The 20,358-nt window shown below is 71.3% G+C and carries 17 protein-coding genes and 1 pseudogene; 11 read left to right on the top strand and 7 right to left on the bottom strand.

Annotation, left to right across the window (positions count from 1 at the left end):
* Nucleotides 1-132: 132 nt before the first annotated feature.
* The gene (locus ACZ7DL_RS19370; RefSeq protein ID WP_470775375.1) at nt 133-1,704 is read left to right on the top strand and encodes a sodium:solute symporter; all 1,572 of its coding nucleotides are present in this window, start codon (nt 133-135) and stop codon (nt 1,702-1,704) included.
* A 185-nt stretch (nt 1,705-1,889) separates the two neighbouring features.
* The gene (locus ACZ7DL_RS19365; protein WP_470775374.1) at nt 1,890-3,068 is read left to right on the top strand and encodes an anhydro-N-acetylmuramic acid kinase; all 1,179 of its coding nucleotides are present in this window, start codon (nt 1,890-1,892) and stop codon (nt 3,066-3,068) included.
* Here ACZ7DL_RS19365 and ACZ7DL_RS19360 read toward each other — a convergent pair.
* Both ACZ7DL_RS19360 and ACZ7DL_RS19355 read right to left on the bottom strand, forming a co-directional pair.
* Nucleotides 3,049-4,299, bottom strand: a complete 1,251-nt coding sequence (locus ACZ7DL_RS19360; RefSeq protein WP_470775373.1) for a cytochrome P450 family protein — start codon at nt 4,297-4,299, stop codon at nt 3,049-3,051. The genes ACZ7DL_RS19365 and ACZ7DL_RS19360 overlap by 20 nt on opposite strands.
* A gap of 189 nt (nt 4,300-4,488) precedes the next feature.
* Nucleotides 4,489-4,977, bottom strand: a complete 489-nt coding sequence (locus ACZ7DL_RS19355; protein WP_470775372.1) for a GNAT family N-acetyltransferase — start codon at nt 4,975-4,977, stop codon at nt 4,489-4,491.
* Nucleotides 4,978-5,008: 31 nt separating this feature from the next.
* On the opposite strand from ACZ7DL_RS19355, the gene ACZ7DL_RS19350 reads away from it, so the two are divergent.
* The 3 genes from ACZ7DL_RS19350 to ACZ7DL_RS19340 all read left to right on the top strand — a co-directional run bounded on the left by ACZ7DL_RS19350 (nt 5,009) and on the right by ACZ7DL_RS19340 (nt 7,787).
* The gene (locus ACZ7DL_RS19350) at nt 5,009-5,599 is read left to right on the top strand and encodes a helix-turn-helix domain-containing protein (protein ID WP_470775371.1); all 591 of its coding nucleotides are present in this window, start codon (nt 5,009-5,011) and stop codon (nt 5,597-5,599) included.
* Complete coding sequence (locus ACZ7DL_RS19345) at nt 5,596-6,894, top strand: MFS transporter (protein WP_470775370.1); 1,299 nt, start codon at nt 5,596-5,598, stop codon at nt 6,892-6,894. Before ACZ7DL_RS19350 ends, ACZ7DL_RS19345 begins: the two co-directional genes overlap by 4 nt.
* Nucleotides 6,895-7,022: 128 nt before the next feature.
* Nucleotides 7,023-7,787, top strand: a complete 765-nt coding sequence (locus tag ACZ7DL_RS19340) for an SDR family oxidoreductase (RefSeq protein WP_470775369.1) — start codon at nt 7,023-7,025, stop codon at nt 7,785-7,787.
* Between the two features lie 507 nt (nt 7,788-8,294).
* Here ACZ7DL_RS19340 and ACZ7DL_RS19335 read toward each other — a convergent pair.
* Nucleotides 8,295-8,786, bottom strand: a complete 492-nt coding sequence (locus tag ACZ7DL_RS19335; protein ID WP_470775368.1) for a cupin domain-containing protein — start codon at nt 8,784-8,786, stop codon at nt 8,295-8,297.
* Nucleotides 8,787-8,949: 163 nt separating this feature from the next.
* Between ACZ7DL_RS19335 and ACZ7DL_RS19330 the strand changes: the two genes are divergently transcribed.
* From ACZ7DL_RS19330 to ACZ7DL_RS19320, 3 genes and pseudogenes are all read left to right on the top strand, one after another.
* Nucleotides 8,950-9,669 carry a DinB family protein gene (locus tag ACZ7DL_RS19330; protein ID WP_470775367.1) on the top strand — a complete coding sequence of 240 codons (720 nt, stop codon included), beginning with the start codon at nt 8,950-8,952 and terminating at the stop codon, nt 9,667-9,669.
* A 180-nt stretch (nt 9,670-9,849) separates the two neighbouring features.
* Nucleotides 9,850-10,317, top strand: a pseudogene (locus ACZ7DL_RS19325) (IS5 family transposase); the annotation flags it as partial.
* A 243-nt stretch (nt 10,318-10,560) separates the two neighbouring features.
* Nucleotides 10,561-11,532 (top strand): GNAT family N-acetyltransferase, encoded by a 972-nt coding sequence (locus ACZ7DL_RS19320; RefSeq protein WP_470775366.1) that lies wholly within the window; start codon nt 10,561-10,563, stop codon nt 11,530-11,532.
* Nucleotides 11,533-12,281: 749 nt separating this feature from the next.
* Here ACZ7DL_RS19320 and ACZ7DL_RS19315 read toward each other — a convergent pair.
* From ACZ7DL_RS19315 to ACZ7DL_RS19305, 3 genes are all read right to left on the bottom strand, one after another.
* Nucleotides 12,282-13,913 (bottom strand): phosphodiester glycosidase family protein, encoded by a 1,632-nt coding sequence (locus ACZ7DL_RS19315; protein WP_470775365.1) that lies wholly within the window; start codon nt 13,911-13,913, stop codon nt 12,282-12,284.
* A gap of 89 nt (nt 13,914-14,002) precedes the next feature.
* Entirely contained in the window at nt 14,003-14,281 is a 279-nt protein-coding gene (locus tag ACZ7DL_RS19310; RefSeq protein WP_470775364.1) for a hypothetical protein, read from the bottom strand.
* Nucleotides 14,282-14,297: 16 nt separating this feature from the next.
* Nucleotides 14,298-15,521 carry a saccharopine dehydrogenase family protein gene (locus ACZ7DL_RS19305; RefSeq protein ID WP_470775363.1) on the bottom strand — a complete coding sequence of 408 codons (1,224 nt, stop codon included), beginning with the start codon at nt 15,519-15,521 and terminating at the stop codon, nt 14,298-14,300.
* 127 nt (nt 15,522-15,648) lie between these two features.
* Here ACZ7DL_RS19305 and ACZ7DL_RS19300 point away from each other — a divergent pair, with 127 nt between their 5' ends.
* Together ACZ7DL_RS19300 and ACZ7DL_RS19295 are read left to right on the top strand one after the other, a co-directional pair.
* Nucleotides 15,649-16,410: a TetR/AcrR family transcriptional regulator gene (locus ACZ7DL_RS19300; RefSeq protein ID WP_470775362.1), complete on the top strand. Its 762-nt coding sequence runs from the start codon at nt 15,649-15,651 to the stop codon at nt 16,408-16,410.
* Between the two features lie 398 nt (nt 16,411-16,808).
* A complete protein-coding gene (locus ACZ7DL_RS19295; RefSeq protein ID WP_470775361.1) occupies nt 16,809-17,555 on the top strand; it encodes a lanthionine synthetase LanC family protein in 747 nt (248 codons plus the stop codon).
* Between the two features lie 229 nt (nt 17,556-17,784).
* On the opposite strand, the gene ACZ7DL_RS19290 is transcribed toward ACZ7DL_RS19295, so the two are convergent.
* Nucleotides 17,785-19,404, bottom strand: coding sequence for an FAD-binding oxidoreductase (locus ACZ7DL_RS19290; protein ID WP_470775360.1), 1,620 nt, complete (start codon nt 19,402-19,404; stop codon nt 17,785-17,787).
* Between the two features lie 71 nt (nt 19,405-19,475).
* Here ACZ7DL_RS19290 and ACZ7DL_RS19285 point away from each other — a divergent pair, with 71 nt between their 5' ends.
* Complete coding sequence (locus ACZ7DL_RS19285; RefSeq protein ID WP_470775359.1) at nt 19,476-20,072, top strand: TetR/AcrR family transcriptional regulator; 597 nt, start codon at nt 19,476-19,478, stop codon at nt 20,070-20,072.
* Nucleotides 20,073-20,358 lie beyond the last annotated feature (286 nt).

Here is a 20,358-nt window from a genome sequence, read left to right as displayed (position 1 = left end):
AAGTGCGCACGCGCGGGGCGAGGTGAGGATGGACGTGCGGTTGCTGGAGGAGGATGGCCTCCGAAGGAGTCGCATGGCCCGGACATGGTCAAGGCGCCCACGGGTCGCCCCCTGCGAGTGCTTGGAGAGAGCGTGCGCCGACTCGACCTCGTGGTGATCGTCGTCTATCTGGTGGCGATCGCCGTGATCGGACTGCGTCTGGCAGGCCGGCAGAAGACGTCGAAGGGCTACTTCGTCGGCGAGGGCCGCATGCCGTGGTGGACCGTCTCGTTGTCTGTGGTCGCCACCGAGACCAGTGTGCTGACCGTCATCAGCGTGCCCGGCGGTGCCTACAGCGGGCAGGGTTTCGGCAACGTCGAACTGGCCCTGGGCTACGTCGTCGGCCGGGTCGTCGTGGCCACCGTACTCATCCCCCTGTACAAGCGCGGCGGCTTCGTCAGCGCCTACCAGTACCTGGGAACCAGATTCGGGCTCAGACTCCAGGGGCTGGCCTCCGTCACCTTCGTCTTCACCCGTCTCCTCGCCGAAGGCGTCCGGCTGTTCGCCTCCGCGATCCCCATCAAGCTGCTGCTCGACGAGTTCGGGGTGCACGCGAGCTACCGCGTCATCATCATCGGGCTCACGGTGATCACCGTCGTCTACACCTATCTCGGCGGCATCAAGGCGGTCATCTGGACCGACGCCATCCAGATGGGCCTCTACCTGGGCGGCGCGGTCCTCGCCATCGGCGTTCTCTCCGCGCACGTCGGCGGCTCGGGCTTCGCGCACGCCCTGCACGCGGGCGAGTTGCGGCTGTTCGACACCGACTTCGGCCTCGCGCACATCGTGACCAGCCCGTTCGCCCTGCCCACCGCCGTCGTCGGCGGCGCGATCTTCGCCATGGCCAGTCACGGCTCCGACCAGCTCATCGTCCAGCGTGTCCTGGCCACCCGCTCGCTGCGCGACGCCCAGAAGGCCATGATCGCCTCCGGTGTCTTCGTCACCCTCCAGTTCGCGGCCTTCTCCCTCGTCGGCGCGCTGCTGTGGTCCTACAACCAGGGCAAGAGCTTCCAGGAACTGGGCCTCGACAGCTCCGACAACCTCTACCCCGATTTCATTCTGCACGGGCTGCCCGTGGTGCTTTCCGGACTGCTCGTGGCCGGCATCCTCGGCGCCGCCATGGGCTCGCTGTCCTCGGCGCTGAACTCCATGGCGAACTCGACCGTCGCCGACATCGTCCACAGCTTCTTCCGTACGACGCCCTCCGAGGCGTCACTGCTGAAGCTCGCCCGGGTGATGACCCTGGTGTGGGCGGCGCTCATGGCTGTCTTCGCCTGCGCGTTCAGCGCCGGCACCGGCAACGTCTACCTCACCGGCCTGACCATCGCCGGCTACACCTACGGCGCCCTGCTCGGCGCGTTCCTGCTCGGCCGCCTGGTCCGACGCGCCGACGAAGCCGACTCCATCGTGGCGTTCCTGGTGACGGTGGCGCTCATGACGTACATCGTGCGCGAGGTGAAGATCGACGTCACCACGGGCGGTGCCACCGTGCCGACGGCGATCGCCGCGCAGTGGCTGGTCCCGATCGGCGTGGTGGTCACGCTCGTCGTAGGCGGCGTGATGAGCTTGTGGCACCGGACCCCCGAGACAACGGAGTTCCGGGTGGCCGACGGCGAGCCCGGCCCCGGTCGGGGGCGGGTCGCGAAGGCCGCTCCCCGGGACTGAACGCCCGCCACGCCGGGTCCGGGACCGCGCCACCACCCGGCGGGGTACGGCACCGCGCCATCCGCCCCACGGGGTGCGGCACCGCGCCGGTGGCGTCCTCTTCGCACCGACGAAATCTTCGGAGGCACCATGTCCCAGCCTCAGCCCAGCCCGTCGGCCGCGCGGGCGGCGCACCAGGAGGCGCCATGCGGGTGATCGGCCTGATGTCGGGCACCTCGTACGACGCGATCGAAGCAGCCGCCGCGGAGCTCACCCTGGACGAGGACACCCTGTTCCTGCGGCCCCTCGGGCATCTTTCCGTACCGTACGCGGACGATCTGCGCGGCCTGATCGCCGCCTCCTTGCCGCCGGCCGCCACGACCACACAGGACGTCTGCGCCCTGGACAGCGGTATCGGACAGGCTTTCGCCGGCGTGGCCGCCCGTGCCCTGATGGAGTTGTGCGCGGGCGCCGCGGACCTGGTGGTCTCGCACGGTCAGACCGTGCACCACTGGGTGGAGGACGGCATCGTTCGCGGCACCTTGCAGCTCGGCCAGCCGGCCTGGATCGCCGAGGCCACAGGGCTGCCCGTCGTATCGGATCTGCGCAGCAGGGACGTGGCGGCCGGCGGCCAGGGCGCCCCGCTGGTCGGCATGACCGACAGCCTGCTGCTGCGCGCCCTTCCCGGCATCCCCGCGGCGCTGAACCTCGGCGGCATCGCCAACGTCACCGTCCTCGCGCCCGGCGCCGAGCCGCTGGCCTTCGACACCGGCCCCGCCAACGCCCTGCTCGACGCGGCCGTACGGCACTTCACAGGCGACGGTGCCGCCTACGACGAGGAAGGACGCCGGGCCGCCGCCGGACGGGTCAGTCCCGAGCTGCTCCGTTTCCTCCTGCAGGACCCGTATTACCGCAGGGCCGCCCCGAAGACGACCGGCAAGGAGCACTTCCACCTGCCTTACCTGCGGCGGGCGCTCGACGACGTGCCCACGCCCGCGCCTGACGACGTACTGGCCACGCTGACCCGGCTGACCGCCGTGACCGTGGCCGATGCCTGTCGTGCGCACGGGGTCACCGCACTCGTGGTCTCCGGTGGCGGCACCCGCAACCCGGTGCTCATGCGCATGATCACGGAAGAGCTCCCCGGGGTGCCGGTGCGCCGCAGTGACGACCTCGGTCTGCCCTCGGACGCCAAGGAGGCCCTGGCCTTCGCCGTCCTGGGATTCCTCACGGTCCACGGTCTTCCCGGCACTCACCCCGCTGCCACCGGTGCCTCCCGGGCCACGCTGCTCGGCAGCATCACCCCCGGTCGGACGCCCCTGCGACTGCCCGAACCCGTCGCGCAGCCGCCGCTTCTGCTGAGGATCATTCCGGCGGGGCGGTGACCGGCCCACCCGGCTGCCCCGCGGTGAAGGTGACGGGAAGCTGCGTCGGGCCGCGGAGACCGCCGGGCCGCCAGCTCAGCTGCTCCGGCGGTACGGCGAGGGCCAGGTCCGGAAGGCGGCGCAGCACTGTCCCGATGGCGATCTGGCCCTCCAGCCGGGCGAGTGGCGCGCCCAGGCAGTAGTGGATGCCGTGCCCGAAGGCCAGGTGGCCGTTGTCGCACCGGGTGATGTCAAGCCTGTCGGGGTCCGGGAACCGTGCCGGATCGCGGTCGGCGATCGCGGACGCGATGAGGACAGTCGCGCCACGCGGGACGGCCACGCCCGCGATCTCGACGTCTTCGCGGGCGAACCGAGCGACGCCCGGGCTGACCGGGCCGTCGTAGCGGAGGAACTCCTCGATCGCGTCGGGCATCAGCTCCGGGTGGTCCCGTAGGAGGGTCAGCTGGTCGGGGTGGGTGAGCAGCGCGGCGATGCCGCCGCCGATGAGGTTGACCGTCGTGACGTACCCGGCCACCAGCAGCAGGAAGGTCATGGCGATCAGCTCGTCGTGGTTGAGCCGCTGCTCCTGGTCGTGGGCGCTGATCAGTGCGCTGAGGAGATCGTCTCCCGGCCGGGTGCGCTTGGCTCGAAGGTGCGTCGTCACATACGCGCGCATCCGTTGCCACGCCTCGTCGACCACGGCCGGGTCGGGCATCTTCTCCCCGCGCAGGAGCATGGCGTCGGTCCACCGCTGGAAGTCGTGCCGGTCGTCCACCGGTACGCCGAGCAGCTCGCTGATGACGGTGACCGGCAGGGGCAGCGCGAAGTCCGTCACGAGTTCGGCCCGGCCGGCCGGCACCACCGCGTCGAGCAGCCGGTCGGTGATGTCCTGGATGCGAGGCCGCAGCTGGGCGACCCGGCGTGCGGTGAACGCCTGCGCAACCAGGCGGCGCAGGCGGGTGTGGTCGGGCGGGTCGGAACGCAGCATGTTGCTCATCATCGACTCGCGCTCGAACTGGGGCAGCTGCTCGATGACGCGGGGGTCCGCGGCATCACGGACATCGCTGCTCAGCCTGGGGTCGGACAGGGCGGCGAGCCCGTCCTCATAACGCGTGATCAGCCAGGCGTGGAGGCCACCTGCGATCACTGCGCGCCGGACCGGGCCGTCCTCGCGCAGCCGTCGGTAGAGCGGGAAGGGATCCGCCACGAAGGCCGGGTCGGCGTACGGGAGGAGGACTGGCTGCTGACTCATCGTGCCTCCCAGGCGGTAGGCGGCCATGGACGCCCTATTTATGACACTTAAGGGCTTCTATCCAGGATTGCCGGATACCGCAGCGGGGACTACTCGGCTCACCGACGGCCGCTCCCCCGGGCATCCGGGCGGGACGGCAGGTGGGGCGGCGGCGACGGTACGGCGCCTTCCACCGGGGGTCTCGGTGGTTCAGCCGAGGGGTAGCCGCATGATCGTCAGGTCGAGCCGGCGGCCGAACTTGGTTCCGGCCTCTCGCACTGTTCCGGCGTGCTCGAATCCGAACCGTTGGTGCAGGCGGATCGATGCGGCGTTCCCGGCTTCGATGCCGGCGATCATGATGTGGTGGCCGGCTTCGCGCGCCGAGGTGATCAGGGTGTCGAGCAGCGCGGAGCCGAGGCCGAGCCCGTGCCGGTCGTCGCGGACGTAGACCGAGTCCTCCACCGTGTGGCGGTAGCCGTCCAGTTCCCGCCACGGGCCGTAGACCGCAAAGCCGGCCACCTCGCCGTCCACCTGGGCCACGAACGCCGATCCGCGCACGAGGTGGGCGGCAAGCCAGGCGGCACCCTCGACGGGAGTCTGCGGGGTCTGGGTCCACAGGGCCGTCGACCGCTCGATGACGTGGTTGCGGATCGCACGGATGGCCTCCGTGTCGCCCGGCCGGGCGGGGCGCACCGTCACAGCCGCCGTCCTCCTCTCCTATAGTGGATTCGTGTCCAATATAGTAGATCCTCTGGTAGGGCGGATCGCCGCCCGGATCCGTACCGAGCGGGAACGCCGTCGCTGGACCCTGGCCCAGCTCGCGGACGCCTCCGGGGTGTCCCAGGCCATGATCAGCAGGATCGAGCGCGGTGAGAGCAGCCCGACCGCCGTCGTCCTCGGCAAGCTGTCGGCCGCCTTCCAGCTGAGCGTCGCCTCCTTGCTCGCCCTGGCCGAAGGGACGCCGGACGGCGCGGAGGCGGTGGCAGGGGTGCGTCGCCGGGCCGGCACGGCCGAGTGGCGGGATCCGGGCACCGGCTACCGGCGCCGCCAGATCACCGGCGCGCACTTCCCCGCCGAGGTCGCCGAGATCCGTCTGCCCGCCGGCGCCCGAGTGCCGTATCCGGCGGCAGCCTTCGCCTTCGTCCGTCAGGTCGTCTGGGTCCTCGACGGCCACCTGACCTTCCACGACGGCGACACGGTCCACGAACTCCACGCGGGCGACACCATCGAACTCGGCGAGCCCACCGAGCGCGTCTTCGCCAACACCGGCGAGGCGGAGTGCCGTTACGCCGTCATCCTCGCCCGCGCCGCACAGCCGTGACCCGCCCCCTCCCCCGCGGCAGCTCGTGCCGGCCGGCTCCGCTCCCCCGCAGCGGCCCGTTCCTGCTGGCCTGCATCGCGGGGACGGCCCTCGCGAACAACTACGCCATCCAGCCCGCGCTGACCACGGTCGCAGCCGAGCTGGGCGTCCCCGTGTCCGTGATCGGCCTCGTCCCCACCGCGGCGCTCGTCGGCTCGATGACCGGATACGCCCTCCTGCTCCCCCTGACCGACCGTCTCGAGCCCAACCGCCCGGTCGTCGCGCAGCTCACCGCGCTGGCCGCCGCCCTCGTCCTCGCCGCGGCAGCCGGCGGTGCCGCGACGCTCCTGCTCGCCTACCTGCTCATCGGCGCGGCATCCAGCGTCGCGGCCCAGGCCGGCAATATCGCCGGCCGCCACGCCGCTCCGGAGCGCCGCGGCACCGGCGTCGCCACCGTGGCCGCCGGTATGTCGGCCGGCATCCTGCTCAGCCGCCTGGCAGGCGGCACCCTCACCGACGTGCTCGGCTGGCGGCGGATGCTTCTCGCCTTCGCCGCCCTCTCCCTGCTCGGCGCGATCGCCGCCGCCACGCGCCTGCCCCGGCAGCGCCCGCGCCCCGGCCACAACCACCGCGCCGCCCGCACCTTCCCTCTCCCGCTGCTGCGCGAGGTGCCGCAACTGCGACGCGCGGTGGCCGCCGGCGGGCTGTGGTACTTCGCCTTCAACCTCCTGTGGATCTCTCTCGCGCTCGCCCTGGCCCGGCCGCCCCACTCCCTCGATCCGGCTGCCATCGGCCTCTACAGCCTGGCCGGAGTCCTCGGCCTCGCCGTCCTCCCGCTCACCGGACGCCTCACCGACCGGCGCTCGCCGGCCACGGTGATCAGCACCTGCATGCTGATCGCGGCGGCCGGAACCGCCCTGCTGGCCACCGGCCTGGACACCCCGCCCGCCAGCGCCGTCGGCCTCGCCCTGTTCGACGCCGGCTGCTTCGCCGCCCAAGCCGCCAACATGAGCCGCGTCATCGCCCTGGACCCGCGCCGCTCCGGCAGCCTCACCAGCGTCTACCTCGTCCTGTACTTCGCGGTCGGCGCCCTCGGCACCGCCCTCGCCGCGCCCCTGCTCGGCACCCTCGGTTGGCAGGGCACCACCCTCACCGCTCTCGCCGCACTGCTTCTGGCCGCCTCCCTCGAACGGACGAACACCCGGCGCCCCCGCGGCAAGCCGGCCCATGGCACAGTCCACGGCCTCGTGCCGCGTGACACCGACGGCCACGAAGAAGCACCACGCGCCGGCCGCCGCAAACGGCTCCGGAGCTGATCGGGTCGTTACAAGATGCTCGGATGCCCGGCCGGTGATTCCTTGGTCACGGGCGTATGCAGACCTCCGGCCCCGGATCGGCGGTCCGGTGTAGGTGCCCCTTCGCACGCATGATCAAGGAGGCTGTCATGGTCAACGCTCCGGACAAGACGCTCAGCGGCAAGGTCGCCTTCGTCGGTGGTGCCTCCCGCAATCTCGGCGGGCTGATCAGTACCACCCTGGGTGCCGAGGGTGCGCTGGTGGGCGTCCACTACAACAGCGACTCCTCCCGCGACAAGGCCGAGGAGGTGGCGGCCAAGATCAATGCCGGGCCGGGCGAGGCGTTCACCCTCCAGGCCGATCTCACCAAGCCCGCCGAGGTGGAGAGTGCCTTCAACGCGGTCGTCGAGCGGTTCGGCAAGGTCGACTACAGCATCAACACCGCCGGGATGGTGCTCAAGAAGCCGCTGACCGAGATCACGGAAGAGGAGTACGACCGGATGTTCGCGGTCAACTCCAAGGCGGCCTTCTTCGTGATGCGCGAGGCGGCCCGCCGCGTCGAGGACGGCGGGAAGATCATCACGATCGTCACCTCCCTGCTGGCCGCCTACACCGGCCTGTACTCCTGCTACGCGGGCAGCAAGGCCCCGGTCGAGCACTTCGCCCGCGCCCTGTCCAAGGAGCTGTTCGGCCGCAACATCTCCGTGAACAACATCGCCCCGGGGCCGATGGACACGTCGTTCTTCTACCCGGCCGAGGACGAGGACTCCGTCGCCTACCACAAGTCCTCTGCCATGAACGGTGACCTCACCAAGATCGAGGACATCGTGCCGTGGGTCCGCCACCTGCTCACCGAAGGCTGGTGGGCCAACGGGCAGACCCTCTTCGTCAACGGTGGTTACACCACCCGCTGACCTGCCGTGTCCAGGCGCTGCCGGCCCCTGCGGCAGCCTCGCACCGCACGCCGCTGCGGTCGGTCGAACGGGAGGCCACGGAACCGGGCACCCGGTTCGGCTCAGGCGCCGAAGAACGGCACGAGACGCGCCACGCGATCCGATCTCGGCGAGCATGGCGCCGTACTCCTGGAGCCCCTTGCCTCTGCCGCGCGTGAAGAAGGGAATCGACATCGCTGCCGTCAGCCCGGTACGTGTGGAAGGCAGTCCGGTGGTCGTGATTCCCAGCCGCATCACGGCATCGTCCGGAGCAGCGATCAGGCGCGCTGTTCGTGACGGCGACGGCTATGGAGCTGCCCGCGGGCTCGTGCACGGACGACGATCGAACGGGTCCCGGCCGGCTCACCCGCGAACGGCATGCCTCACCCCTTGGTCGACGAGGCGTCGATTACGGGGAGCGCAGCAACCTGTTGGGCTCTGTGTACCAAGGGAGCCGACGTGATACGTGAGAGGGGTGCCGGGCAGCCCTTACGCCCGGTCATGGTGACCGTGGTAGGAACTGGTCCGGTAACGGCTGCGGAATTCGGCCAGCAACTCGTCCGTCGCTTCCGTCCCGGCGCTCACGGCGGCGTGGACGTCGCGGAAGTAGTTCTCGTAGCCGGCCGGGGTGTAGAGACACAGGGCACGCGCCGGGACGGAGCCCGCGTTGCGGAAGCCGTGCGGAGTGCCCCGGGTCGCGGCCAGCAGATGCCCGGGGCCGGCCGTCACCTCGCCGTCCCCGGTGTGCAGCGTCAACTCGCCCTCCAGGACGTAGAAGTACTCGTCGTGTCCTGCATGTACGTGGGGCCTGGCGCCGATGGTGCCCGGGGTGAGACGGAACTCCTCGAACGCGAAGCGCCCGCCGGTGTGCTCGCCGGTGAGCCGGAAGAAGTGCGCGACACCGGCGACGTCTATGAGCTCACCGTCCCCGGGGCCACGCAGCAGCGGACGGGCGGGAATGCTGGACTGATCATCGGTCATGGGGGGATTGTCACCCAGGGCAGCTCCGGGCGGGCAGGACTACCTCTCCGGGTGATCAACGGCACTGGGGTCTCCCCCACCGGAAATGTGTCGCGCCCCGCGAGGGTGAAACGCTAGCCTCCGGCTGAGCGTGGCACGGTACGGTCCGCGAAGGGAGCCAGGCGTGGGGACAGAAGGCGTGCGGAGCGACCGATTGAGCTTGCTGCTCGACCAGTTCGACTGCGCCAGGGAGACGGCCCAGGTGCGGCTGACCGGACTCGGCGACGAGGAGTACCTGTGGGAGCCGGCACCCGGCGGCTGGTCGATCCGGCGCCGCGGCGAGGCAGCGACCCCCAGGGCGTTCGGGCCCGGCGACTGGGTGCTCGATCAGGGTGCCCCGGACATCCCGGCGAGCGAGTACGCCGAAGTCGCCCGGCAGGCCGCCGGCGGCATGACCGTCGACAAGGTCGCCGAGGACTGGGGCGTGAGCGTCGAGCGGGTCGAGGAAGTCCTCGCTCACACGGGCCCGCCGGAGCCCGACGCGGCCCCGGTCACCACGATCGCGTGGCGACTGGCGCACCTGCACGTCTGCTTCGCGGGCCGGTGGGAATGGACCTTCGGTGAACGGCGGCAGGATCCGAAACTGCTGGTCGACTTCACGCCCCACGCCGCCGTGGCGGTCGACCGGTTCTGGGCCCTGATGGACCGCTGGCGCGACAGCGTCGCCACCGTCACCGACGAACAGCTCGACACGATCGGCCTCTCGCAGTACCCGTACGGCTCCGACCCCGACGATCCGTTCATCGACGTGCTGTGGGAAAGCAACCTCGAACTCATCCACCACATGGCCGAGATCGCGCTCCTCCGCGACCTCTGGCGGGCCCGCGTCACCCCTCACGGCTAGGCTGTTTCGCTTGGATCAGTCGGTCGTTGGTCCGGGTGTGCCGTTGACAGACGCGCAGTGGGCGCGGATCGAGCCGTTACTCCCGGGCCGTACGCCGAGACGGGGTGGCCGCTGGCGGGATCACCACCAGGTGATCGACGCGATCGCCTTCAACGACACGGCGGCCGTGACGGCCCCGTATCCCGCGGCGGACTGACCACCAAGATCCACCTCGCGGCCGATGCCCGGTGCCGACCGCTCGCGTTCGTTCTCACCGCCGGCCAGGCCGGCGACGGGCCCGCCTTCCCCGACGGCATGGCCCGCCTGCGCGTTCCCCATCGGCGTGGTCGTCCACGCACCGGGCCAGACGTGGTCCTTGCCGACAAGGCCTACTCATCTCGCGCGATCCGTGCCCACCTGCGCAAACGCGGTAGCCGGGCGGTGATCCCCATTCCGGCGACCGGCGGAGCAACAGGCTGCGGAGGGGGCAGCCGGGGCGGCAGGCCGCCGCTCTTCGATCGCGAGGTCCACCAGCAGCGCAACACCGTCGAGCGGTGCATCAACCGCCTGAAGCAGTGGCGCGGCATTGCCACCCGCTACGAGAGGACCGCGACCATCTACCTGGCCGGACTCCACGTTGCCGGCATCTTCCTCTGGTCCGCCTGTCGATCCAGACGAAAGTCCCAGGCGCGAGCCTGCTCGGCGTGGCGGCCCGCCTGCCGCCGGTGGTTTTCTTCACGGATCACGACAGCGGTCCTTCAGCACTCTGGGAGGCGCCCGCCCGGGGGCGAGGTCGATGTTCACGAGGCACAGCACCCGTCACCCCGTCCCGGGCAGCGGTGGCTTTCCTGTGGCCTCGCCTGCGGCGCACCTCCGTGGTGCGATGGAAAGGGGCGACGGAGGTAGAGAGTGATGACCCCACCAGCAGCGGAGCGCAAGAGTGGCGCGGCCCCGGTATCAGTCCGCCCGCTGGGTGAGGCGGACCTGGATCGGGCCGATGAGATCTGCGGGCTCGCCTTCGGGACCTTCCTGGGGGCCCCTGATCCTTTCGGGACCGTCGACTATGTCCGTACGCGCTGGGCGGCCGATCCGCGGGCGGCATTCGCGGCGACGGTCGAGGGCGAAGTAGTTGGATCGAACTTCGCCACCAACTGGGGCAGCATCGGGTTTTTCGGACCGCTGACCGTACGTCCGGATCTGTGGGACCAGGGCATCGGCAGGCGTCTGATGGAGCCGGTCATGGACTGCTTCGACGCCTGGGGGAACCGCCACCTCGGCCTGTTCACCTTCGCGCACAGTCCCAAGCATCTTGAGCTCTACCGCCGGTACGGCTTCTGGCCCCGATTCCTCACAGCCATCATGAAGAAGCAGGTCACAGACGGTGCCGCAGTCCCCGGCAGAGTGCTCTACGGCGAACTGCCCGCTGCCGAGCGGCCTGATGCGCTGAGTCTCTGTCGCCCACTGACAGGAGCCGTGTACGAGGGCCTGAGCCTGGAACGCGAGATCGTGGCCGCGCAGGCGCAGGGACTCGGTGACACCATCCTGCTCCATGGCGCCGGCTCCGAGCTCGATGGCCTGGCCGTCTGCCACTGCGGAGCCGGGTCGGAGGCTGGCGCGGACGTGTGCTTCGTCAAATTCGGCGCCGTACGTCCTGGTCCGGAGGCCGCCGACCGGTTCGAGCGCCTGCTCGACGCGTGCGAGCGGCTGGCCGCCGAGCGCGGGCTGGGGCAACTGGACGCCGGCATGAACCTGGGCCGCCCGGATGCCTACCGGCGCATGATCGACCGAGGTTTCCGCACCTGGTTGCAGGGCGTGACCATGCACAGGCCCAACGAACCCGGGTACAGCCACCCCGACGCGTATGTGATCGACGACTGGCGCTGAGACCACCGCCGCGCGACCGACTGATCCAAACGAAACTGCCTGGGCCGTGAAGGGGTTCGCCTCGGGCGGTGCGGTGCCGTACGAGGGCACTCCGGCTGGTTCGGCTGCGGAGGCGTCCCGGAGGCGGGCATACGGTCTCGACGCACGCCTCCGGGCGGCAGGACCCCCAGCCTCTCCACCGCTGTTGAAGAAGTCGGTCACCGCGCGGGCCGGCGAGCGGAGCAGTGAGTCCGACGCGGGTTTCTGCCCGGCCTCGAACCTCACCGGGTTCCGGCCGCAGCAGCTGCTCGGCGGCCTCTGATCCGCACGTCTGGGCGACGACGGTGGCGACAGGACCGGCGAGGTCCTTCACCGCGGGCCGGGCGTCGCGCTCCACCGCTCGCCGGAAGCCGGTGCGCAGCTTGTCCACGAGTGCCTCGCGCTCCTCGGCTGTGTCGGCGGCGTGGCACCGCCGTTCCAGCGAAGCAAGCCGGATCTTCGAGGGATGCCCCGTGGCCGGCGGCCAGGGCGGCGGGCCCGCCCGCTCCAGGAGGTGCCTGTCTCAAGAACGCGGCGGTACATGCCGGAGGCGGCGGCGAAGGCGCCACCGCGTGCCACACCGAGGCATGCAGCAACATCACGTCGGCCTGCTTGTGCATGTCGGCCTCGTAGGATTCATGACTCCGGGAGGCGGCGGAGAGGTGGGACAGCGACCGCCGGCCCCATCCCCCGGTCTCACGGCCGAGGGGTGCGAAAGTCCTGCCCGGCGGTCAGTGCCGCGCCGGCAGGACCTGGACGGTGTCGCCGACCGCGCGTTCACCGGTGGCGTCGGACGGCTGGTTCACCAGTGTGCCGTGGACGGCCATCGCCGTGGAGCCGCCGCCGTCGAGGTTCATCGCCTCCACGGCACCGAGCGACTTCATGAAGGCGGCGGCCTCGTGGAGAGTGAACCCCTCGCTGCCGTTCTTCAGCCGTCCGTCCACCGTCACGAGGATCAGCCGGCCCCGCGCGTCGATGCCCGCCAGGGTGCGCGGCTGGCGGACGTTGGCCCACGCGTAGCCGAAGGACGTGTACTCGGGGTCGACCACGCCTTCGGCGGCGGCGTCGATGTCGATGCGGCCGTCCGTCACGAGCGTCGGGGCCGCACTGACGACGGAGTCGTCACCGCCGAGCGTGACACGCCTGCCTTCGGCGGTCCGGACGACGTCGCCGACCTTGATGCGGCTGTACGTCTTGGCGTGCGCCGTCAGCCAGTCGGCCGCCCGGCCGATGCCTTGCAGCACGTACCCGCCCGTGGGTACGTGACCGCCGCGCGCGCCGACGGAGACGACGCGGCCCGACGCGTTCAGCACGACCTGTACTCCGGGGCCGGTCGGCAGATCGGCCCGGAAGGCGGGGGTGAACCGGACGAGGTCATCGGCCAGCCGGCAGGTCACGTCCTGCCAGGGCAGCTCGCTGGGCGTGCTGCCGGGACGACCGCAGTCCCTGACCGTGCCGGGCACCCGGTTGATCCCCTGGATCGGGTAGGTGGCCTTGCCCGCCCGGGCCGTGGCGGTGCTCGTCAGGTCCGCGATCCGGATGTCGTGGCCGCCGTCCTCGATGAGCAGCGCGGATCGGGAGCCGACCGCCATCGACTCCAGCTCGCCCCGGTAGGCGCCGATCCCGGACATGGTGCCCGGTACGCCGTCGCCCGGTGACAGGACGAAGAAGCCGCCGTTGACCCCGACGAGCGAGTTCAGCTTGCGTGCCACCGCCGAGGTGGTCTCACGCTGTGCCACGTTGCCGTCGTGGGTCGCTTCGACCGTTCCACCGAAGAGCTTCGGGTCGACCACGGCGACATGGATGTTCTCCTGGTCGGCCGGCTCCTGGATGTCGTAGCCGGTCCAGGACAGGGTCGTGCGGAACCCGGCCGCGGTGACCGCCGACGCCGCCGTCTTCGCCTCCTGCTGGGTGGCGAAACGGCCGATACGGACCCGGTACCCCATCAGCCCGTGCGGGGTGTCGGCGTAGTCGGGCCACTGCACGCTCTCCACCCGCGGCTGGAAGCCGGCGCCGGTCAGCTTGCGCGCCGTGTCGTCGGCCCAGGCACGGGTGGAGACCTCGGCCCAGGTCGCGGGTGCGTCCGGGTCGTTCGCGGTCCACCGGGTGCTGCTCGGCGCCTGAACGGTGACCGTCCAGGAATGGTGCACGCCCGGGCGCTGGATGACGCCGGTGCGGACCGTGACGCCGGGAACGAGGGTCTGTGTCGTCCACTGCTCGGCCGCCGCGGTGTGCACAGAGCCGGTCCGCCCCGCACCGGACAGAAGGGCGGGGGCCGTCATGGCGAGCACCGCGACGGTCGCGCGTCTCGCACGCACACGAGCGGAGCGCCGGGCAGCATCCCGGATGCGGGTGTTACCCATGCACATCCACCTCACGAATGATCCGGGGACGACGAGCCTGACATATCGTTCAGCCGTCCCACGCACACCTTGACCACCGGTGGCCCACTTCACCAGCCGTAAGTGACGGCCACCGCCATGCGAGCCAAAGTAACCACGACGGTCATGTGAACTCGACAGCGGCCCCCCAAAACGAGCACCTCGTGACTCGGGGTCCGGGGCGTTCCGGCCAGTGCGGCCGGGTCACCACGCCACGAGGCGGCCGTGATCAGGACCGCGGAGGTTGCGATGATGGCGAGGCCGGCCGAGAGAGAGATGATCGTGAGGCGCTCGGCCGCCTTCACGGTCTTCTCGCGGAACTCTCGCTCCTTGGCGACGTCCGCCGTCACGGCGCCGGCCCCGTCGTCAGCTCTGCTCGCGCATGCCCCACGGAGAGCCGTACTCGGTGAGCAGGTCGAGGAAGGGGCGGGGCGGCAGGGCCTCCGGGCCGAGGACGCCCCGGCCCGACCAGGCGCCGGTGGAGAGGAGTTCGAGGGCGACGACCGGGTTGACGGCGGTCTGCCAGACGACGGCCTGGGAGCCGTACTCGCGCATGGACCACTGGTTGTCGACCACGTGGTAGAGGTACACCTCGCGCGGTGCACCGTCCTTCGTGCCCTTCACCCAGGTGCCCGCACAGGTCTTGCCGGTCATACGCTCGCCCAGGGTGGCCGGGTCGGGCAGACAGGCGGCGAGCACGTCGCGCGGGGACACCCGCACCGACCCCTCCTCGCCCGGGACGGTGACCTTCGCGGTGGAGTCCAGGCCCAGCTCGTGCAGCGTTTTCAGCTTGGCGATGAAGTCGTCACCCAGGCCGTACTTGAAGGTCACCCGGCGGGCGTCCACCCAGCGCGGGATCAGCAGTACCTCCTCGTGCTCGACGTTCACGCACTCCACCGGACCGATGCCCTCGGGAAAGTCGAAGACCTCCGGCTCACTGAACGGCGCGGTGGTGAACCAGCCGCGGTCCTTCTCGTAGACCACGGGAGGATTCAGGCACTCCTCGATGGTGGTCCAGATACTGAAGGAGGGGGCGAAGTCGTACCCCTCCACGGTCAGGTCGGCACCGTCACGGACGCCGATCTCCTCGATCTCGTCGAAGAGTTCGTCCGCGGCGTACCGGGCGAAGACGTCCGACAGGCCGGGCTCCACCCCCATGCCGACCAGAGCCAGGCGGCCCGCGTCGGCCCAGCTGCCGGCCAGCTCGAACTGGCCGTCGCCGAGCTTGACGCCGCACTCCTCATGCGGGCGCTCGGCGTGCGGGGCGGACAGGGACATCGCCATGTCCAGGTAGTGCGTGCCCGCCGCGAGGGCCGCGCGGAACAGGGGCATCACGAAGCGCGGGTCGGTCGCGTTCAGCAACACGTCGCAGCGCTCCTCGGTGAGCATCCGGCGCACGCCGTCCTCGTCGGAGGCGTCCAGCCGCCGTGCGCTGAACCGGCCCCCGTGCTCCTTCAGCGCGGCTACAGCCGTCTCGGCCCGGGTGAGGTCGTAGTCGGCCACGACCATGTGGGTCAGGAAGCCGCGGCGGGCCGCGATCCGGGTGACGGCGGTTCCGACGCCGCCCGCACCCACGAGCAGTACTCGCATGTCACACACCTCTCTCTTGGAGGGCCTATGCCCTGCGCAGGGCCCCGATGCAACGGGATGGCCCCCTGTAGAGTCAACGGCGTTGGCATAAGGGCTGCCGTCACGGTGACGGGATGGAGTGGTTGGCATGGCCAAGGAAGTGGTGCCCGAGGCGGCCCGGCGCAGACGACGGCCGACTCGGCAGGGCACTGTGCTCTCCGAGCGGCTCATCGTGGACACCGCACTGCGGGTGCTGCGGGAGCACGGCGGTACGGGTCTCACCGCGCGCCGGCTGGGCACCGCCCTCGGCGCCGATCCCAGCAGCCTCTACCGCTACTTCGCCGGCATGGACGATCTGATCCGGGCCATCGGCGAGGAGCTGATGGGCCGGGCCCTGGACAGCTGGTCCGCGGCCGGCGAGTGGCGGACCGATCTGCGCGCCCTCGGGCTCGCCATCCACTCGTCGTATCTCGCCGACCCGCACGCCGCCGCCCTGACCGCGAGCCGGGTCACCGGCCGGCCCCGTGAGATCGCGGTCGACGAGACGATCCTCGGCATCCTGCGCACAGCCGGCTTCCCGAACATCACCGCCGTCCGCCTCTACCACGCCTTCATCGACCTGACTCTGGCCTTCGCCGCCCTCGACGCCGGAGCCCTCGCCCTGACGAAGGAGGCCCGCACGAGGGACGAGGAGATGTGGACGTCCACGTACGCCCGGCTCCCCGCCGAGTCCTACCCCCACATCGCGGCGACCGCCCCCCTCCTGGCCGCCCGCATGCCCCACAGCGCCTACCCGGTCGTCCTGGACACCCTGCTGGACGACGCCGCCGCACGACTGGCCGCCGCGCGGTCCGCGACAACGGCCCGCGGCCGGTCCGCTCGGCCGAAGGGGCGGGCCACCGGAGGATGAGCGACGCCGGCGCCTACCCGTCCCTCCGTGCGGCGCGTGCTTCAGGCCATCCCCGCCGGCACACGAGCGCGGCTCATGCAGGTGTCCGACCGACTCGTCGGACATGCGGGCCGGGCGCCCGGCAGCCCCCGCGCGGACGAGTGGAACGCGCCGGTCCGTCATGTCCGTCGAGCCGCCACCGTGCTCAGCCTCCCCGCGGAGGCTCGGCCCCGTGCGAGGACACGGTCGTCTCCCGGTGTGCCAGGTACCCGACGCGGCGCCGAGCGGACCGCGTCGTTCCCTCCCACCGGCAGCAGTGGCCCCACCCGACTGTGGCGCGCCAGGGCTGCTCGCGCTGTTCCCCGCGTTTTCTCGGGGCACGCGCCCGAACGGGCGTGCCGGGCCAAGGAACAGGGAGGGTGGAGGGTGAGCGAATCGGCGCGGCCGGTGGCATCGTCCCGCTGCTCCGCCTGGCCGCGGCGGCCGGACAGGACCGCTGGCTGGGGGCCGCCGCGCACATCGGCCGTCGGCTGGTCCGGCTGGCCACCGTCGACTCCCGTGGGGCCCGCTGGACGACCCGGCTCAACCCGGAGGGCATCGGCGGCTTCGCGCACGGCGCCACCGGCATCGGCTGGGCGCTGGCCCGGCTCACACTGGGCGAGGCGGGGTCCGCGGCCGAGCGGCGCACCTGGCACCAGCTTTCCGAGCAGGCCTTCGCCTTCCAGGAATCCCTGTGGCAGCCCGGCCAGGGCAACTGGCTCGACGCCCGCGTCGGCGCCGAGGAGGACTTCTTCACCAGCTGGTGCCACGGCAGCGCCGGGGTCGGCATCGGCATGCTCGATCTGCATCGGCGCACGGGTGATCCCGCCCACCTCGGCATGGCCCGGCGGGCCGCTCGCGCGTGTGCCGCCGAGGGTTTCGGCTGGAGGCACACGCTGTGCCACGGCGACCTCGGTCTCTGGCGGTTCCTCACGTCCGTGGGCTTCGGCGACCCCGACGACCTCGACGGTGAGATCCTCACCGGGCTGGAACAACGCGGCCCGGTCGGCGGCCTGGCCCGCGAGGCGTTCTCCCCCAGCCTGATGTCGGGTCTCGCGGGAGTCGTCCACAGCCTCCTGTGCATGCACCGGTCGGCTTCCCTGCCCGATCCGCTGCTCCTCGATTAGGACGTGTCCGGGCGATCCGGCGGAACCGGAGGAGTGGTCGACGGGAGAGCCCCGCAGATCGCTGTGACGTCCTGCACGGCGGAGTCATCCGGGCAGGCAGGCTTCGTCACCGGACATGTGCGGCAGGTCGGCCCCTTCGAGTACGTCTCCGCCGCTCGTCGGCGCCCCTCACCGCAACTTCGGGGTTCATCGGAGCGCAACCGGTGCCGAGTCCGTGGCCTGGGGCAGATCACCGCGCCGGAAGAAGTACTCCGGGGTTGAGGATGCCGGCCGGGTCCAGGGCGGTCTTGGCGGCTGACAGCGCTGCGGCGAAGGGGTCGGGGCGCTGGCGGTCGTACCAGGGGCGGTGGTCGCGCCCGACCGCGTGGTGGTGGGTGATCGTGCCGCCGTACGCCTCGATCGCCTCGGACACCGCGGCCTTGACGTGGTCCCACTGCGCCACCATGCTGCCCCAGCGGCCGGGTGCGTACACGCCGAAGTAGGGCGCCGGCCCGTCCGGGTAGACGTGGGTGAACCGGCAGGTGACCACCCCCTCTGCTCCGGTGGCCTCGCGGACGGCCTGTCGGGCCGCCTCGGTGACGGCCTGGTGGAGCGCGTCGAAGGTGTCCCAGGTGCAAGCCGTCTCGAACGTCTCGGCGATCACCGCGTGGCGGGCCAGTGCGTCACGCTGGTAGGGCATCCGCAGGAACGCCGAGCGCCACGTGTCCACGGCGGATCCGCCGGCCGTCTCCGCACCGGCCTCGCCGCCGGCGTGCCCGTCGGATTCCCCGCGGGTCTCGGGGGACGGCTTCCCGCCGTGGTCGCGGCAGAGCTCCACGGCCCGTTCCAGGCTGCGGCCCACCGGATGGTCGGCGGACTCGAAGGCGAGGACGAGGACGCCGCCGCCCACGCTCACGCCCGCGTTGATCAGCGACTCGGCCGCGTCCAGGAGGCGGCAGTTCGCCGGGTTCAGCCCGCTCTGCGCGATCGCCCGGGTGGCGGCCGCCGCCGCCGCGTAGGCATCGAACCGCACCGACGCCTTGGCGCGCCAACGGGGGCGTTCCTGGAGGCGCATCCACGCCTCCGTGATGACGCCCAGTGTCCCCTCGCTGCCCAGGAAGAGCCGGTCCGGTGAGGGCCCCGCGCCGGAGGCCGGCAACCGTCGCGACGCGCTGACGCCCCTCGGCGTGACCACCCGCATCGACTCGACCAGGTCGTCGATGTGGGTGTACAGCGTCGCGTAGTGGCCGCCCGCGCGCGTGGCGAGCCAGCCGCCGAGCGTGGAGAACTCGAAGGACTGCGGGAAGTGACGCAGGGTCAGGCCGTGTGGTCGCAGTTGGCGTTCCAGTTGCGGGCCGAACACGCCGGCCTGGATGCGCGCGGCCCGGCTGGTCCGGTCGATCTCCAGGACCCGGTCCAGATGCCCCAGATCCACGGTGACCACGGCGGGGTGGCCGTCGCACCGCGGCTCCACACCGCCGACCACCGAGCTGCCTCCGCCGAACGGGACGACGGCGATGTCCTTGCCGGTGCACCAGTCGAGAAGGTCGGTCACGTCACGCTCGTCGCGGGGCCGGGCGACGAGGTCCGGTATGTGCCGCAGCTGCCCGTGCAGATTGCGCACCACGTCCCGGAACGCCTTGCCGTGCGCGTGCGCGGCCCGGTCGGCCGGTTCGGCTGAGCACAGGGCGGCGAGCGAGGCGGGCGCGCTCACCCGGGGCGCGGGCAGGTCGAGCGAGGCGATGTCGGGCGGCTCGTGTGCGGTCGGTTCAGCCGGTGTCAGTGCTCGCACGCGTGCCAGCAGCGCCTGGAGTTCGGCGCCGCGCACCGCCTCCTCGACAGTGCCCCATCCCCACCACGACCTCGTCATGACGCAGCACTCCCTTGAAGTGACCCACGGGTAAATTACCGTCGGGTCATATCGTGGGCTATGGTGGCGCCATGGGCAAGGCCGGTACCAAGGGCGTCTCCCGTGCGAACCGGGAGCGGCAGATCATCGACGTAGCGGTGGAGGAGTTCGGCAGCCACGGCTACGCGGGCGTGTCCGTCGCCGCCGTCGCACAGCGCGCGGGCATCTCCAAACCGCTGGTCTACAGCTACTTCGACTCCAAGGACGGCCTGTACCTCGCCTGCGTCCACCAGGTCGGCCGCCTGCTCGTGGACTCCGTGGCCGCCGCCCGGTCCCGCAGCGGCTCGACCGGCCACGCGCTGGACACCCTCCGCGCGATCTTCACCGCGGTCGAGCAGTGCCGGCATGCCTGGTCCGTCCTCTACGACCCGGCCCTGCCGCCGGTCGGTGAGCTGCGCGACACCGTGCACCACTACCGCGGACGCCTCGCCGCCATGGGCGCGGCGGGTGCCGCCGGGCTCCTCACCCGCGCCGGGCACGAGGACCCGCTCGACCATGAACTCCTCAACGGCGTCTGGCAGTACGCCGTGTCCGCGGTCATGCGCTGGTGGTCGGACCATCCGGAGCAGAGCGCGGCCGACATGACGGCCCGCTGCGCCCGCCTCCTCACGGCGCTGGGCGCCGGCTGACCCGCTGCCGCCCCGTGTTTTCCGTGGTTGTCTCTCCTTGACGGGGAAGTGGCGCTAACGTCCTGCTGGAAAGAGCGCATTCGGGGGATGAGGGCGTGGAATGTCCAGACGTACGCGGCGGTTGCCGGCTCGGCCGGTCGCAGGGTTGTGCGAGGTCACCGCGCACGGCGACGCGGCGGTGAGTGCGGGTGCAGGCATCGCCGGCCACGCGCTCGGGGAGGACAGCGAGCGTTGACGCTCACCTCATGGTGGCGCCGGTTCGGCCGTGGCGAAGTCGATGGGGGCT

This window comes from Streptomyces sp. NPDC036984, assembly GCF_055607665.1.
Note: the sequence above shows the minus strand (reverse complement) of the source record. Positions and strands in the feature narration are given on the sequence as shown.